The following is a 16,083-nucleotide window of genomic DNA, read 5'->3' on the forward strand; positions in this document are numbered from 1 at the left end:
AAAAAAAACGCAAATTCCACTAACGGAGTTTGCGTTTTTTTATTAGTAAGAGATAGAAGCATTCAATAAAGTTAACGACAAATCAATTCGATTATTTTGCTTGGCTAATGCTTCTTCAAAGGGGACTGCAACTAATTGGTTTTGTTGGACACACAGACAACAACCAAATTGTTCGTTTAAAAAGAATTGGACAGCTGCTGAACCAAATTTACTTGCCCAGACACGATCGAAAGGTGAGGGAGTACCACCGCGAGGAACATGTCCAAGCGCGATTTGCCGAATGTGTAAGATACCTTCTTCTTTCAAACGAGTGGTTAATTCAGAAGCACTCATTACTTTTTCAGCGAGTACAATTAAGCAATGTTTTTTCTTTCGTTCAATACTATGTTTGATTTTATCGGCAATTTGTGTCATATTCGCTGTTTGTTCAGGAATGACAATAAAATCTGCACCACCAGCGACGCCTGCCCACAGTGCTAAATCACCTGAACGACGCCCTTTAATTTCAATAACGAATGTCCGAACATGTGAGTTAGCCGTGTCTCTGGTTTTATCAAGAGCAGTCACGATTGTATTAACGGCGGTATCGAAGCCAACAGTAGTTTCAGTTGCTGGAATATCGTTATCAATAGTAGCAGGCACACCGATTGTTGGAAAATCTAAACGGGTCAAAGCTGCAGCACCTTCTTGGGAACCTTTGCCGCCAATCACAATTAATCCGTCAATGTTTTCTTCACGTAGAATTTGAATCGCTTCTAACTGGACATTCTCTTCAATAAATTCTGGAAAACGAGAAGAATATAGTATTGTCCCGCCTGCTGCAATAGCATCATTTACTTTTTCTGCCTCCAACGAAACAAAATTTTTACATAGTATTCCTAAAAAACCATACTGAATCCCTACAATTTCCACTGCTTCACGCGATGCTTTATTAAAAATTGCGCGAATAACAGTATTCATTCCTGGTGCATCGCCACCACTTGTTAAAATAGCAAGTCTTTTCATTGTTTCACCTCATTAAAGTAAGCCTTTTCATTAAGAGTACGTGATAATGAGGAACAAAGCAATAAAAAATTTAACGGGAAGCTAAATTTAACGAAGTTGGCTCTTTTTTTACAACGATTGGACAAAATAATCAAAAATTTGTTGCTCGCGAGCAATTACTGCGCGAGTAAGTTCTGGGTGCCACTGAACAGCAAGGATTGTTGAAGCAAGTCCTTGCGATTCGATCGCTTCTATCACACCATCAGTTGCGCGTGCAATGACTTTGAATGGTGTCGCAACGCGGTCAATTGTTTGATGATGAAAAGAGTTGACTTGGTAATGTTCAGGAAGAAAGTTTCCAAGGTGACTATTTTTTTCAATCGTTACTTCATGACTCACTTTTGCCATCGATTCGTGTTGAACATGAGGTAATGTTTCATTAGGATAGGCAGATAAATCTTGATATAAAGTCCCATCAAAAGCCACATTTAGTAGCTGCATACCTCGACAAACACCAAAAATCGGTTTACCTTGAGCAACAGCTTCTTTAATTAATGCTAGCTCAAAACGATCACGAGCTTCATTGGTTGCTTCTAAGTATGAAGAAGGTGCTTGATGATAAAATTGTGGCGATACATCATGCCCACCGCCTAAAAACAATTTATCGACTTGATTGATGTAATCTTTCGCATCCTCAGGATCACCAATCGGCAATAAGAGTGGTAGACCGCCAGCCTGTTGAATCCCTTCCACAAAATTCTTGGCAGTATAAGAAAGCCAAAATGTTTCTCCGTCAACAACGGTACGTTCATTTGCTGCAATACCAATACGTGGTTTCAATAAAAATTCCTCCTATAAAAAGAAAACTCCCTTCCTAAAAATAGGATCAGGAGTTTCGGTGTTTAGCGTTCGCGAATAACTTCGATTTTGTATCCATCTGGATCGATGATGAAGTAATAAGAAGGAGGAACTCCAGGTAGACCTTTTAAGTCCGTTACGTTGAAACCAGCTTCTTTATGTTTGGCATGCAATCCTTCAACATCCGCAGATGCGATTGCGATATGACCGTAACCATCACCTAAATCATAGCCTGGATGATCATAATTGTAAGTTAATTCTAACTCATAGTCATCTCCAGGTAATGTTAAATAAACAAGAGTAAATTTTGCGTCGGGGAAATCACGACGACGGCTTTCTTCAAAGCCAAAAGCTTCTGTATAGAATGCTAATGAAGCATCTAAATCTTTTACACGTACACAAGTGTGTGCCATTTTCATAAGGGTCATCTTCCTTTCTATGTCAGTAGTTTTATCATAACATATCCTATTTTAGTTGATAAGAAAAGTGCATGAGAAATTAGGGAATTATTTATGTAAATAAGTATTTTCTTTATTGTTAGGCTAGTTACTACCCAAAGAACCAAAATTGGGTTATTTTTTTTGTTTTTTAAAACTATATATCTTTTTGCGGAAAAGTGTGACTATGTAATCAGTATTAATTGTAGGTGATATATAAGTAAAAAATTAGCTCCTAATTTCATTAGTTTAAGAACAATTGAGTACAAGTTTTCTTGTATTGATTTAGAAAACTTGTACTTAATTTAGTCGAAGATATAGAATGTATCGATTAGATGAAGGAGGGAATCATTAATTAAACAAAATACATAGAAATAGAGTGTAGTTTTTCTGTAAACAGAAAAACTAGTTGAACCCAAATAGAATTGAAAATGAAAACGATAACAAATATAGTGAATGTGTCAAACAAAGAAATAGAGGTGAGATAATTTGTTAAGTGATTTTTTACAAGAAAAATATGTTCAAATCGGAAAGGAGGTTCATACATTTGAAGAAGCGATCAAAAAATCGATGCAACCTTTGTTAGAGGATAATGCTATTACGGAAAATTATGTAGAAAAGGTAATTAACATTTATAACGAAACTGGTCCGTACATCGTTATTACCAAACACATTGCTTTACCACATGCACCAAGTGAAGATGGAGCAAAGAAATTAGCTTTAGGGTTCATGAAATTAGATGTACCAATTATTTCAGGAAATACAGCAAATGATCCAGTGAAATTCTTTTTTCCTTTAAGTGCGCCAGATAACAAATCGCATCTTGAAATTTTATCAAAATTGGCAGAATTGTTAGGTGATGAAGAATTCATCAAGTTTTTAGAGAGTGTAGATAGTCCAGAAAATTTTATTCAATATATTAAAACAAAGGGGTAGAAAATTATGTATAAAGCATTAGTAGCATGTCGCGCAGGAGTGGGTTCAAGTTTGATGTTAAAGATTAAAGTGAATGAAGTTGTTAAAGAAAATAATTTCCCGATTGAAATTGAACATTCTTCTTTAGATGGAGTCTCAGGATTTTCAGGAGAATTTTTAATTACATTACCAGATGTAGCTGAAGAATTAGAACAAAAAAAGATTCCTCAAAAAGTGATTGGTATTCGAAATATAGTTGATAAAAATGAAATTAAAGAAAAATTAACGCTTGCACTTAGCGAGTTAGCGAAATAAATCAAGGAGGAGAAAGATAATATGGATTTTATTATTAGTTTTTTAAGTACACCAGCAGTTTTGCTAGGACTAGTTGCTATGATTGGTTTACTTGCTCAAAAGAAAAGTGCAACGGAAACAATGACCGGTACTTTTAAAACCATTATTGGATTTTTAGTATTTGGTGTGGGTGGCTCAATCATGACAGGAGCTTTGCAAAATTTCAATAAATTATTTCAAACGGGATTTAATATAGATGGTGTTGTGGCTTCACCTGAGGCAGCTACAGCTCTTGCCCAAACAGAGTTTGCTTTTGTTACCAGCTGTACTTTGATTTTAGGTTTCTTAATGAATTTAGTGATTGCACGAATAACACCTTTCAAAAATATCTTTTTTACTACAGGTCACAGTTTATTTTTTGCTTGTGTACTATCTTTGATTTTAAAAGCGCATCATGTCGCTGATGTTCCTGCTATTTTAATTGGAGGTACCTTGTTGGGATTCTTCTCGGCGGCGTTACCTCAATTATGCCAACCATTTATGCGCCAAATTACTGGGAGTGATGCTACTGCAATCGGTCACTTCAACATGGTTGGTTATGCTTTATCGGGATATATTGGAAAAATATTTTTTAGTAAGCACAAAGAGAAAACAACGGAACATATTAACTTTCCAAAATGGTTATCCTTCTTTAGAGACTTTTTAATGGGTGTTGCGGTAGTTATGTTGGTCCTATTCTATGTCTCTGCTTTAAAAGCTGGACGCGATGTGACTCAAGAATTAGCAGGTACGCAACACTGGTTAGTTTTTCCATTTGTTCAAGCATTTACGTTTGCAGCAGGAATGTCTATTTTAATGACTGGTGTTCGGATGTTCTTAGCTGAAATTACAGCCGCTTTTGTCTCTATCTCTGAACGATTCATTCCTAACTCTCGCCCTGCATTAGATGTGCCTACCGTTTTTCCCTATGCACCAACAGCAGTTATTGTAGGATTCTTATCAGCTTATGCAGCAGGATTGGTTGGAGTATTTATAATGGTCATGTTTAAAGCGCCTGTTGTCATTATTCCAGCAGCACATATTTGTTTCTTTTCAGGAGGGACAGCTGGTGTGTTTGGTAATTCAACAGGTGGTTGGCGTGGCGCAGTTGCTGGCTCGTTTGTAGTGGGATTATTACTGGCTTTTCTACCTATGGTGTTATATCCAGTTTACGGAACATTGGGAATCGAAGGATCTACCTTCCCAAATATTGATTACAATGTTATGGGAATTCTACTTGATAAGATTTTAACTATTTTCCAATTTTAAATGAACAAGAGTAATTATATTGTGGCAAGAACTTTAATTTTGCCACTTTGATATACAAGGAGGAGCGAGAATGACGTTAGAAGGTATTATTACCGCAATGGTGACCCCCTTTGATAAAGAAGGAAGTATTTGTGAAGCAAGTACAAAAAAATTGATTAACCATTTAATCGATAGCGGAGTGAATGGTTTGTTTATTCTAGGTACGAATGGTGAATTTTTTTCTTTGAATGATGAAGAGAAGGTTAAATTTGCTAAGCTTGTTGTTGAAGAAGTAAGGGGCAGAATTCCTGTCTATGCAGGTGCAGGAGGGATTTCCACACAAGGTACAATTGATTTAGTAAATGAATTGGAAAAGGTTAAGGTAGATGCAGTTTCAATTATTACACCGTATCTAATTTCATTAACTGATGAAGAGATTTATCGTCATTATGAACAAATTTTAAAACATACGAATTGTCCAATTATTCTATATAATATTCCGCAAAATACACATATCAATTTATCTGAAAATGTTGTAAATAAACTTGCAAAGTTTATTAAAGTAATTGGAATTAAAGATAGTAGTGGTAATTTAGAAAATCTTTCGACCTATTTAAAAATTGCTGAAAAACATGAATTTTCTGTTCTAATTGGTTCAGACTCACTAATTTTAGAGGCTTTGAAAAGAGGTGCTTCTGGAGCGGTTGCAGCTACTTCTAATTTATTACCACGTACAGATATCGCTATTTATCAATCGTTTAAAGAAAATAAATTCGAGTTAGCTCAACAGTATCAAGACAGCATTAATGATTATCGAGCAATCAATAAAATAGGTTCCGTTCCTGCTATGCTAAAAAAAGCACTAAATTTTACTGGAATTAATGTGGGAAGTCCGAGATTACCAGTTTTACCTATTTCATCAAAATATGATGATGAATTACGAATTATTTTAGAAAAATATAAAAAAATTGAAAAGTTTGGAGAGGAAAAAAATGCAAAAGCTTAATATTTTAAAACGAATTTCAGAGGAACAAATTATGGCTATTGTTAGAGTCGATACAATTGAACGTGCGGAAGAAATCGTTCAAGGGTGTTTAGCTGGTCAAATTTCTTGTGTAGAAATCAGTTACACTAATACGAATGCAGGTGAAATTATACAGGAATTAAAAACACGTTACGCTCAAAAATTACTTGTAGGAGCAGGGACAGTCTTAGATGGTGAAACGGCTCGCCAAGCAATTTTGAAAGGTGCTGAATTTATTATTGCTCCTAACTTTAGTGAGGATGTAGCTAAAATCTGTAATCGATATCAAATCCCATACATGCCAGGCTGTTTCAGTGTTAGCGAAGTAGTTGAGGCATTATCTTCTGGAGCAGATATGATAAAAATTTTTCCAGGTTCATCTTTAATTGGACCTGATATGATTAAAACAATCAAAACACCTTTACCATGGGTACCTATGTTGTCGTCGGGTGGAGCTACACCTGACAATATTTCTGAGTGGTTAAATGCAGGAGTAGATTGTGTTGGCGTGGGCTCATTATTGACTAAAGGAACAGCAGAAGAAATTGCAAAAAATGCCTGCGCTTTTCAACAAAAATTAAAAGAAATAAAGAAAAAAGCGTAAATTCGTAGAAATAAGGATGTGGCAATTTGTTTGATCAAAAATCGAAGCAAATTACAGAAAAGCTAATTGAAACACCGAAAGTGGAGATTAATAGTTTAGCTCATTCTTTGGGAATGTCAAAAACTCAGATTGAGTATAATGTCGAAAAAATAAATCAACAATTAACTTCTTCTAAACAGATCCCCATTTATTTTGATGGTAATATTTTAACACTTGAGAAAGTGACAAAAGAATTTTTTTTAGAAGTACTATTGAGTGATGAAGTTTATAAACATTATGAACTGAATCCAATGGAAAGAAGAAAATATATTTATTTGATGATGATTTATCACAAAGAAGAATATTTATCAGTGAATCATTTTTTAGACGCTTTAAAAATTAGTAAGACCACTTTCATGAATGACTTAAAACAGGTGGAAAATGAAATTAATGGTGGAATCAAAATCCAATATACTCGAAAAAAAGGGTATTATTTGGTGGGAAACGAAGGAGATATTCGCTATCAACTAATCAAAATGATTATTCAAGACTTTACTAACTCGCAAAATATATTTCTTTATGATTATTTTATTCATTATGAAAAGTTGACAGATAAAAATCAAATTGAATCTTTTTTACGTGAATGCATGCAATATTTTGATATTCAGTTAGTAGAGAATCGCTTTCAAGAGCTAGTTTACATGCTAGCGTTTTTAATCCCAAGGTTTTCTCAAAATTGGGATGAATTCTATAATCAATATAATTTTCAAACGTTCTTTTTAATGAAAGAATATAAATTTGCTGAAACGTTATTACAAAAATTTGGCATAGTCAATGAACACTCCTATTTGTATCTTAGTGGTTGGATTTTAGGGATGTCTATAGGAAATTATCATCAAAAAAATGTTGATTTTTCTATTATCAATGAATTGGTACAACGAATTGTACAACGATTTGAAAGTTTATCAGGTATTCGTTTTAAAAATCATGAACAAGTAATTGAGCAACTTTTTTCACATCTTCGACCGACCTATTATCGTTTATTTTTTAAGCTACCGATAGTCAATATGTTAAATAAAAAAATTCAAACAGAGTACTCACACTTATACAGAATTGTTGAAGAGACAATGAAACCTATTAGTGAACTATTTGGTTACATGATTCCAGAAGAAGAGATTTCATTTTTAACAGTTCATTTTGCATCTTTAATTGAAAATTTTGACGAGTACAAAGTTCAACGTAAAGTAGGAGTAATCGTTTGTCCTAATGGAATTGGTAGTTCGGCGATTATTTATAATGAACTAAAGAATATTTTTCCTGAAATGATTCTTATTGGTCCTGTTGAAAATGAACGACTAGAAAATGATAGTCTTAAGTTTGATTTGATTTTTACAACATTTCGAAATATTAAGCTATATAAGTTTAAAAAACCAATTTATGTTGTAACCCCTATTATGAGTATTGAGGAGCGGTACAAACTAAGGAACGAGGTTAATAATAGTTTGGTTCAATCAGTTCTTCCTAATAATCCGGTTGAATTAAAGAAACAACTTCTTTCAGTAATCTACCAATACGGAACGGTGTATGAGCCACAGCTGTTAGAAACAGCGATTGAACAAATATTGTTAAACAATGAGGGAGGGGATTTTTCTTTAGAGCCACCTGTAAAAACAATCTCTATGAATAAGGAGTTACGGTTAACTGATTTTATGAAACCTCAATATATTCAAATGAATGTAACTGTCCGAAGCTGGGAAGAAGCCCTGTATATTGCAGGGACACCTTTATTAGATGCAGGAATAATTACACGAGGATATATCGAAAAAATTATTCAGAATGTTTATGAAGAAGGACCATATATGATTATTATGAAGGATGTTGCCTTACCACATGCACATCCATCCGAAGGCGTGTTAGAAACAGGAATAGGAATGACTGTCCTAAGTTCTCCGATTGAGATTGCGTCAGACAAGACAATTAAGTATATTTTTACATTGGCAGCTAAGGATCAGAAGCAGCATCTAGGAGCTATTTCAGATTTAGTATCACTGTTAGAAAATGATGATTTCTTTCAGTATTTAGATAACGAAATTGATGAAAAGAATGTATTTCAGTGGTTGAGAAAACATAATGTATAGCGAGGAGAAATAAAATGGATAATTTACTCAAAATTGTTAAACAGACGATAGTGAATGAGCAAGAAGCATTAGCTGTTGTACAGGAAAATTTACAGTCAGATATGATTGAAATATTAGAAGTGATTGATCAATGTCGTGGGAAAATTGTTTTTTCAGGTGTTGGAAAATCAGGGCATATTGGTAAAAAGTTAGCTGCTACGTACTCTAGTCTTGGTATCCCTGCTATTTTTGTCCATAGTACAGAAGCAGTGCACGGTGATTTGGGGATGATTGGATCTGATGATGTCGTTATTCTATTATCAAATAGCGGGGAAACTAGTGAGGTATTGGCAACAATTCCATCCATTAAAAAAATTGGGAGTACTTTAATTGCTTTTACAAGTAAAAAAGATAGTTCATTAGCTTTTGGGTGTGATTATCAATTAATTTATACCTATGAGAAAGAGGCAGATTCTTTAAATTTAGCACCAACAACAAGTGCAATCATTATGTTATCGATTGGAGATGCCATTGCAGTAGGTATATCTGAACACCGTCACTTCACAGCTACTGATTTTGCGTTATATCATCCAGGTGGTTCTTTAGGAGCACAATTAAAAGAATCACAGGAAGAATAACGGCTTGTTGTTGGTGAATGTAAAAGAATTATCGTAAAACTCGGTATTAAATTCATATAAACCGGATTTAATACCGAATTTTTTTATCATGAATTGTAGTTATATTAAGAAACATGTGTCAAAAGACTAAAAAATAAGAATTAAATTGGTTCTGAGTACTGTACAAAAAAGAAAGCGTTTGCGATAGTATAGGTTTATCAAAAATAAGAAATGTGAGGGATTAATATGACAATTGGTTTAACAAGGGTAGATTTTAGATTGATACACGGACAAGTAATCACTAGATGGTTAAAGCAATGTAACATTAATGAAATTATTACTATTGATACACAATTAAGTCAGGATACATTTATGCAGGAAGTTTTTAAGATGGCAGCACCTAAAGGCGTCCGCATTCGAATTCTGTCAGTTGAAGAGGCAATCAAAGCTCAAGAAAAGCAAGAATTCGAAAAGAATCGAATTTTACTACTTTTTAAAAATGTTCAACAATTGAGAGAAGCAGTGAAAAATGGATTGAATTTAAAAGAGGTCCAAATTGGTGGTTTAGGAGGAGGTCCAGGACGTAAAGCCGTCAATAATGCGATTACTTTAGATCAAACAGATGCAGATATTCTTTTAGATTTAGAAGCCAATCATGCTATTGAAATTTATTTTCAAACAACACCAGATTATCCAAAAGAAACATTAAAAAATGCAGTCGCAAAACTTTAAAATAACTAGGAGAGTGAAAACATGTTAATACCTTCAATATTAGTAGGAATTACTTATTGGATTTCAATGGGACGAGCACAGTATTATTTTTCATACGCTTTTCGTAAGCCCGTTGTATTAGGCGTAATTATTGGATGGATTTTTGGTGATGTACAAGCTGGTTTATTATACGGAGCAACTATTCAACTCCTTTACATGGGAGGAATTGAAGCTGGAGGAAATATTCCTAGTGATCAAGCTTTGGCAGCATGTATTGCTATCCCAGCAGCACTACAGAGTAATTTAGACCCTCAAACAGCGGTCGCTTTGGCAGTACCTTTTGGTGTTTTGGGTGTTTTGATAAACAATGTTCGTCGAACAATTAATTCATTTTATAATACTCGTGCAGATAAATTAGTAGAAAATGGAAAATATGATCAATTATCATTTTACTCTTTTGTCATTCCTTGGCTAACGAATGGTGTACTTTATTTTACGCCTGTATTTATTGCAACTTTATTTGGTGCGAATGTAGTAAAAGCATTTATTGAAGTAATCCCGGAATGGTTAATGAATGGATTATCAAATGCTGGAGGAATGTTACCTGCGCTAGGTTTTGCTTTAACATTGGTTGTTATGGGGAAAAAGCAATATCTACCATTCTTTGTATTAGGATTCTTTGCCTATTCTGTCCTCGGCTTTTCAATGCTAACAGGAGCAGTTTTTGCAATTTGTATTGCAATGATTACGTCATTATTTAGACAAACAGATGAGGAGGATTTTGCATGAGTGAAGTAGCAGTAGAAAAGAAAATTACAAAATTAGATTTATTAAAAGCTTGGTGGAAATGGTGTCTAGCGGTGGAAGTACCAGTTAGTTTTGATAGAATGCAGGCTCTGGCTTTCAGCTACTCACTAAATAAAATTTTGAGAAAAATTTATAAAGATGATCCAGAAGAATTACAAGCAGCTATGAGAAGACATGTACAGATGTTTAATACAAATTGCGATTGGGGCAGTATTATTCATGGCATTGTCATTTCACTAGAAGAACAGCGATCAAATGGAAATGAGGAGATTACTCCTGAAATTATTGAATCTCTAAAAATTGGTTTAATGGGTCCCCTAGCTGGTATTGGAGACAGTGTAGATCAAGGAATTGTTGCAACAATTCCTTTAGCAATTTTTGTTCCTATGGCATTGAACGGTTCTGTTTTAGCAGCCTTTTTACCCGGTATTATTTACTTGGCTTGGTCATTTGGTTGGTCATGGTTTTTATTTAATAAAGGCTATTCATTTGGTAGAAGTTCTGTATTGAATATTTTGAATTCAGGAGCAATTAAGAAGGTCATTGATATTGCTAGTATTGTAGGACTATTTATGATTGGTTGTTTGTCTGCTGCATATGTCAAATTTTCAACGGTATTAGAGTTTGTTAGTGATACAGAAGTTGTAAAAGTCCAAGATATTTTGAATGACATGTTACCTAATTTATTACCGTTTGCTTTGGTAATGGCTATGTATTTTTATATTATTAAAAAAGGACCGAAATATTTACAAATTATCTTAGTGACGATGGCATTTGCTATTGCTTTGACACTATTTGGAATTCTATAGAAAATAGGAGGAAATGGTTTGAAAATCGTTATTACACCACGTGGTTTTGCTAATTATGGACAACAAGAAATTCAAAAATTAAAGGATAAGGGATTGGATGTAGATTTCAATGATACTGGTGCAGCATATAGTGTAGATGTTTTTTTAGAAAAGTGTAAAGATGCAGATGCAGTTATTGTTGGTGTAGATAAGATGAATCGAGCATTTTTAGAGCAATGCAAAAACTTGAAATTAATCTGTAAATTTGGTGTAGGAGTTGATAATATCGATATCGACTATGCTGAAAAAAATAATATTGCTGTCGAGCGAACATTAGGTACAAATACCAATGCAGTAGCTGAACATGTCATTGCACTGATGTTTGCTCAAGCAAAAAATATTGTTGCAACAGTTGAGATGGTTAAAAATGGAGGTTGGGAAAAACCTACCGGATTTGAACTATTTAACAAAACAATTGGAATTGTAGGATTTGGTGCGATTGGACAGCAAGTAGCATATTATGCGAAAGGGTTAGGAATGAAGGTGATTATTTTCGATGTAGTTCCTATTTCAAAAGAAAAACTACAGGCGTTTGATGCGAAACAAGTTCCTTTTGAAGAGATATTAATCGAGGGGGATTATATTTCTTTACACTTACCTTTAACTGTAAACACTAAAAATATAATTTCTAAGAAAGAGTTTCAGCTAATGAAATCAAGTGCTTGTTTAATAAACACAGCGCGTGGTGGGATTGTTGATGAAGACGCATTACTAGAAGCTTTAAAATCAAAAGAAATTCGTTCCGCTTGTTTTGATGTTTTTAGTACTGAACCACCTGAAAAAAATCATGTTCTTCTACAACAAGATAATTTTATCTTAACTTCTCATATTGCAGCACGCACTGCTGAAGCTGAACGACACACCTGTCAAACTGCAACAAAAATTATTTTGAATACATTAGGGCTAGAAGAAAGGAAGCATTAACATGGAAAAAACTAGTATCATTATTGCAACCCATGGGAGATTTGGAGAAGAATTAGTAAAATCTGCTGAAATGATTATTGGAAGTACAACAGATGTATACAATGTATCATTATTACCAGAAAAATCCTTTGAAGATTTTATGGCAGAAGTAGAGAAAATTTTAAAACGTCTAAACGGAAAAGTAATTGCATTAGTTGACTTATTTGGTGGTACACCTTCTAATGTATTAACAGTTCTAACAAAAAAATACAAATATAAAGTTATAACAGGCGTGAATCTTCCAATGTTTATTGAGTTATACATGCAAAATTCAACTGGCACGGTTGTGTATGATGAGTTAGTTACTAATGCATTAGAAAATGGCGCAACGAATATTATTTGTACAAACGATCAGTTAGAAAGAGAGGATTAGCACATGTTTGAAGGAATTATTACGCCAATTGTTACACCATTTAAAAGAGATGCGGAGCAAAGTATTAATTATGAAGCCACAGAGCTACTCATTGAACATTTAATTAAACATGGTGTAAATGGGATTTTTCCACTAGGGAGTAATGGTGAATTCCATGTAATGAGTTATGAAGAAAAAATTCTCTTTTCGAAATTTGTTATTGAAAAAGTGAATAAACGTGTTCCTGTATACATTGGAACAGGAACATGTTCAACACGTGAGACAATTAATCTTTCAAAAGAAGTAGAGAATATGGGGGCAGATGCATTATCAATTATTACACCATACTTTATTTCACCTTCAGATGATGAATTGGTTGATTATTATAATGAGATAGCTGCAAATGTGAACTTACCAATTATAGCCTATAATATTCCTAAAAATACGGGGATAAATATTTCAAAAGAAGTATTACAAAAATTAATACAAATTGACAAAATTAAAGGCATTAAAGATAGCAGCGGGGATTTGAAAAATCTTGCATCCTATTTGGATGTAGTAGCAGATAGTTCAGTAAATGTCTTAGTAGGATCAGATTCAAAGATATCTGAAGGTTATAAATTAGGAGCAGCAGGAGCTATTGCAGGAACAAGTAATTTAATTACGGATACGCTCGTTAGTCTAGATGATGCTTTGAAATTAGGCAAAGAGGAAGTGGCTCAGACCTATCAAAATGATATAGAAATTCTACGTAAAGTTTTGAAATTAGGAACAGTACCATCTATTTTAAAACGATCTATAGAGCTTGCAAATATCGCGCCAGTAGGACCAGCAAGAAAGCCAATTGGTGAAACGAATGCATTAATAGATAAAGACATCAAGACAATGTTAGAGTATTATTTTTAAAAATTAGCTTGGAGCTATCGAAAAGCCGCAGAATAATTTATGGAAAATTTTCTATGAAAGGTAAAGCCGATTTTATAAGAAGATTAGGTGGCGAATTATGATACTTAGGCAGATATTTAATGAATTTATTGCAGTTGTGAAGAATTATAAAGGATATAAAATTAGTTTAGTTAATAGAGAGGGAAGAGTATTATTTAGTAGTGATACGTCTTTAGAGAACGCAAAAATTGACTGGCAATTGACAAGTCAGTTTTACGAAATAACAGTACGAGAAGAAAAGTTTGGTTATTTATTAGTACATTCAGATGAGAATGAGTCAGAAATTGTCGGAAATTTATTGGCTCAGTCATTGAAAACCAGAATTGCATACGAATTAGCGGAAGAATTTGTTCGTACAAATGTTTCAATAGATGATCAATTAGTTAAGGAATTAATTAAAGAAAGAGATTTTGATTCTAATATGATTATTGAATTAATGAAAGAATTAAAAATGAGATTAGATATACCAAGAATAGCCATTCTTATTAGTAGTCCTGTTGAATTTAAGCAACATGAACTAACTAAATTAAAGTATCGAATTGAGCACAAGGGAACAATCCAATCATTAATTGATAGTAAGCAATTACTAATATTTAAAAACCTAGATTCTGAAATGTCTACAGACCAGTTGAAGCAAATGATGAATAATTTTATTATTGATTTGATTGATTGGGGATTGAATAACTGTTATTACTATGTAGGATCTATTCAAGAAAAAATTCAATTGTATAGAGTCAGTTATAAAAATTGTCAGTGGGTAAAACAAAATATTAAAGCTGAGAAGAACGTTCCAATTTACTTTAATGATTTTTCTTTGAAATACTTGACGATGCAATTGACAACTAATATGGTGTTCGATTCTTTTTATCATTATTATTTGAAGAAAAAAGAAATTGATGTTGATGAAATGATCAATATAGCAGAGTCTTTATATATGAATAATTATAATGTCACACAGACTGCCGAAAATCTATTTTTACACAAAAATACACTTATCTATAAATTAAAAAAATATGAAGATGTATTTGGCATTGAAATCAGAAAAAACTTCCAAGATAAAGTGCTATTTTACTTAATTGCAAATTTTTATAGAGAAGAGAAAAGGCAAAAACAAGTAGGTGTACAATTATGAGTGCCAGAGTGAAATTAATCAGAGTGGACAACAGGCTTTTACATGCAACTATTGTACTAAATTGGGCTAGTTTTATTAATGCAAGATTTATTGCTATTGTTGACCCACAATATGAAAAGGATCCTTTTATTGAGGAAGTTTTACAATTATCTATATCATCTTCTATTAAAATAGTAATTCTTTCTGTTGAAGAATTGTCGAAATTTATAAATGACGACAAGACATGGGATAAACAAAATGTGATTATTTTGTTTAAGAATTTATCGGTGTTGTATGAGGCTTTCAAACAAGGCTTGCCAATGAAAGAAGTACAATTTCCTTATCCAGCTAGTCGATTAATGTTAAAGCAAATTCCAGTGTATTTTTCAGAAGATGACATACAGAAAATTTGTGAAATGTATAAAAATGGGGTGAAGTTTTTCTATCAAACAACCTCTATGGATATGAAAGATTACAATACATTTAATCACTATTTTGATTAATTTTGTCATAATGATGTAGTATAAAAAATATCAAGTAGTAGGATAAACATTGTTTGTTCTACTACTTGATTGTCTTCATTTATAAAAGTTCAATGACTATAAAAATAATCATTGTAATAAGAAAAAATAGGCCATATGAACCTATCGATAAACCAGTCAAATTTATTTTCTTGTATTTATTTGTGTATGTTTATTTCAATGTTAAATAGACTAAATACGATTGAAGCTTGTTTGCAATTAGACTATCAGTTACAATCAAAAGAAAAGAGTACTACAGGAGGAATTTATGGAAAAGCCAATTTTTGGAAAAAAAGAAGACGGTAAAACCTACAAAGCACGGTATGGTGCTTATGTCGTGATTCATCAAGATGAAAAAGTCATTATTGTTCAAGCGCCAAATGGAGCATATTTCCTTCCTGGTGGTGAAATTGAAGCAAATGAAACACATCAGCAAGCAATCGAAAGAGAAATGTTAGAAGAAGTTGGTTTTGAAGTGGAAATAGGGCAATATTTGGGGGAAGGTTTAGAGTATTTCTATTCCAGTCATCGGGATACGTATTTTGAGCATCCAGGGTATTTTTATGTGGTAGATGCTTGGAAGAAGGTGGCTGAACCAACGGAGACGACTAATGAGCTGGCTTGGGTAACTCCAGAAGATGCACTGTTGTTATTAAAACGAGGCAGTCATCGCTGGGCAATTCAAGAATGGTTAAAACAAAGAGAATAA

At 33.3% G+C, this 16,083-nt stretch carries 19 protein-coding genes; 16 read left to right on the forward strand and 3 right to left on the reverse strand.

Features of this window, described 5'->3' with window-relative positions:
• Nucleotides 1–42: 42 nt before the first annotated feature.
• From BAU17_RS03505 to gloA, 3 genes are all read right to left on the reverse strand, one after another.
• A complete protein-coding gene (locus tag BAU17_RS03505; protein WP_161901439.1) occupies nucleotides 43–1,005 on the reverse strand; it encodes an ATP-dependent 6-phosphofructokinase in 963 nt (320 codons plus the stop codon).
• A 108-nt stretch (nucleotides 1,006–1,113) separates the two neighbouring features.
• Nucleotides 1,114–1,824, reverse strand: coding sequence for a gamma-glutamyl-gamma-aminobutyrate hydrolase family protein (locus BAU17_RS03510; protein ID WP_161901440.1), 711 nt, complete (start codon nucleotides 1,822–1,824; stop codon nucleotides 1,114–1,116).
• Between the two features lie 62 nt (nucleotides 1,825–1,886).
• Nucleotides 1,887–2,261 (reverse strand): lactoylglutathione lyase, encoded by a 375-nt coding sequence (gloA, locus tag BAU17_RS03515; protein ID WP_161901441.1) that lies wholly within the window; start codon nucleotides 2,259–2,261, stop codon nucleotides 1,887–1,889.
• Nucleotides 2,262–2,768: 507 nt separating this feature from the next.
• On the opposite strand from gloA, the gene BAU17_RS03520 reads away from it, so the two are divergent.
• From BAU17_RS03520 to BAU17_RS03595, 16 genes are all read left to right on the forward strand, one after another.
• On the forward strand, nucleotides 2,769–3,215 hold the full coding sequence (locus BAU17_RS03520) for a PTS sugar transporter subunit IIA (RefSeq protein ID WP_161901442.1): 447 nt from the start codon (nucleotides 2,769–2,771) through the stop codon (nucleotides 3,213–3,215).
• Nucleotides 3,216–3,221: 6 nt separating this feature from the next.
• Entirely contained in the window at nucleotides 3,222–3,509 is a 288-nt protein-coding gene (locus BAU17_RS03525; protein ID WP_161901443.1) for a PTS sugar transporter subunit IIB, read from the forward strand.
• Nucleotides 3,510–3,530: 21 nt separating this feature from the next.
• Nucleotides 3,531–4,796, forward strand: coding sequence for a PTS ascorbate transporter subunit IIC (locus BAU17_RS03530; protein WP_161901444.1), 1,266 nt, complete (start codon nucleotides 3,531–3,533; stop codon nucleotides 4,794–4,796).
• A 70-nt stretch (nucleotides 4,797–4,866) separates the two neighbouring features.
• Nucleotides 4,867–5,781 (forward strand): 4-hydroxy-tetrahydrodipicolinate synthase, encoded by a 915-nt coding sequence (gene dapA / locus BAU17_RS03535; RefSeq protein ID WP_161901445.1) that lies wholly within the window; start codon nucleotides 4,867–4,869, stop codon nucleotides 5,779–5,781.
• Complete coding sequence (locus tag BAU17_RS03540) at nucleotides 5,768–6,403, forward strand: bifunctional 2-keto-4-hydroxyglutarate aldolase/2-keto-3-deoxy-6-phosphogluconate aldolase (protein ID WP_161901446.1); 636 nt, start codon at nucleotides 5,768–5,770, stop codon at nucleotides 6,401–6,403. The genes dapA and BAU17_RS03540 overlap by 14 nt, the downstream gene beginning before the upstream one ends.
• 26 nt (nucleotides 6,404–6,429) lie before the next feature.
• Nucleotides 6,430–8,520, forward strand: coding sequence for a BglG family transcription antiterminator (locus BAU17_RS03545; RefSeq protein WP_237579076.1), 2,091 nt, complete (start codon nucleotides 6,430–6,432; stop codon nucleotides 8,518–8,520).
• 14 nt (nucleotides 8,521–8,534) lie between these two features.
• On the forward strand, nucleotides 8,535–9,137 hold the full coding sequence (locus tag BAU17_RS03550; RefSeq protein ID WP_161901447.1) for a KpsF/GutQ family sugar-phosphate isomerase: 603 nt from the start codon (nucleotides 8,535–8,537) through the stop codon (nucleotides 9,135–9,137).
• A gap of 225 nt (nucleotides 9,138–9,362) precedes the next feature.
• Nucleotides 9,363–9,848, forward strand: coding sequence for a PTS sugar transporter subunit IIB (locus BAU17_RS03555; protein ID WP_161901448.1), 486 nt, complete (start codon nucleotides 9,363–9,365; stop codon nucleotides 9,846–9,848).
• A 21-nt stretch (nucleotides 9,849–9,869) separates the two neighbouring features.
• Nucleotides 9,870–10,616 (forward strand): PTS mannose/fructose/sorbose/N-acetylgalactosamine transporter subunit IIC, encoded by a 747-nt coding sequence (locus BAU17_RS03560; RefSeq protein ID WP_161901449.1) that lies wholly within the window; start codon nucleotides 9,870–9,872, stop codon nucleotides 10,614–10,616.
• Nucleotides 10,613–11,443 (forward strand): PTS system mannose/fructose/sorbose family transporter subunit IID, encoded by an 831-nt coding sequence (locus tag BAU17_RS03565; protein WP_161901450.1) that lies wholly within the window; start codon nucleotides 10,613–10,615, stop codon nucleotides 11,441–11,443. The genes BAU17_RS03560 and BAU17_RS03565 overlap by 4 nt, the downstream gene beginning before the upstream one ends.
• 18 nt (nucleotides 11,444–11,461) lie before the next feature.
• Nucleotides 11,462–12,406 carry a phosphoglycerate dehydrogenase gene (locus BAU17_RS03570; protein ID WP_161901451.1) on the forward strand — a complete coding sequence of 315 codons (945 nt, stop codon included), beginning with the start codon at nucleotides 11,462–11,464 and terminating at the stop codon, nucleotides 12,404–12,406.
• 1 nt (nucleotide 12,407) lies between these two features.
• Nucleotides 12,408–12,818, forward strand: a complete 411-nt coding sequence (locus tag BAU17_RS03575; RefSeq protein ID WP_161901452.1) for a PTS sugar transporter subunit IIA — start codon at nucleotides 12,408–12,410, stop codon at nucleotides 12,816–12,818.
• 3 nt (nucleotides 12,819–12,821) lie between these two features.
• Nucleotides 12,822–13,703, forward strand: a complete 882-nt coding sequence (locus BAU17_RS03580; protein ID WP_161901453.1) for a dihydrodipicolinate synthase family protein — start codon at nucleotides 12,822–12,824, stop codon at nucleotides 13,701–13,703.
• Nucleotides 13,704–13,800: 97 nt separating this feature from the next.
• Complete coding sequence (locus BAU17_RS03585) at nucleotides 13,801–14,874, forward strand: PucR family transcriptional regulator (RefSeq protein WP_161901454.1); 1,074 nt, start codon at nucleotides 13,801–13,803, stop codon at nucleotides 14,872–14,874.
• Nucleotides 14,871–15,356, forward strand: coding sequence for a PTS sugar transporter subunit IIB (locus BAU17_RS03590; protein ID WP_161901455.1), 486 nt, complete (start codon nucleotides 14,871–14,873; stop codon nucleotides 15,354–15,356). The genes BAU17_RS03585 and BAU17_RS03590 overlap by 4 nt, the downstream gene beginning before the upstream one ends.
• A gap of 286 nt (nucleotides 15,357–15,642) precedes the next feature.
• Nucleotides 15,643–16,083: an NUDIX hydrolase gene (locus BAU17_RS03595; protein ID WP_161901456.1), complete on the forward strand. Its 441-nt coding sequence runs from the start codon at nucleotides 15,643–15,645 to the stop codon at nucleotides 16,081–16,083.

Source organism: Candidatus Enterococcus willemsii (assembly GCF_009933335.1).
Taxonomy (GTDB): domain Bacteria; phylum Bacillota; class Bacilli; order Lactobacillales; family Enterococcaceae; genus Enterococcus_F; species Enterococcus_F willemsii.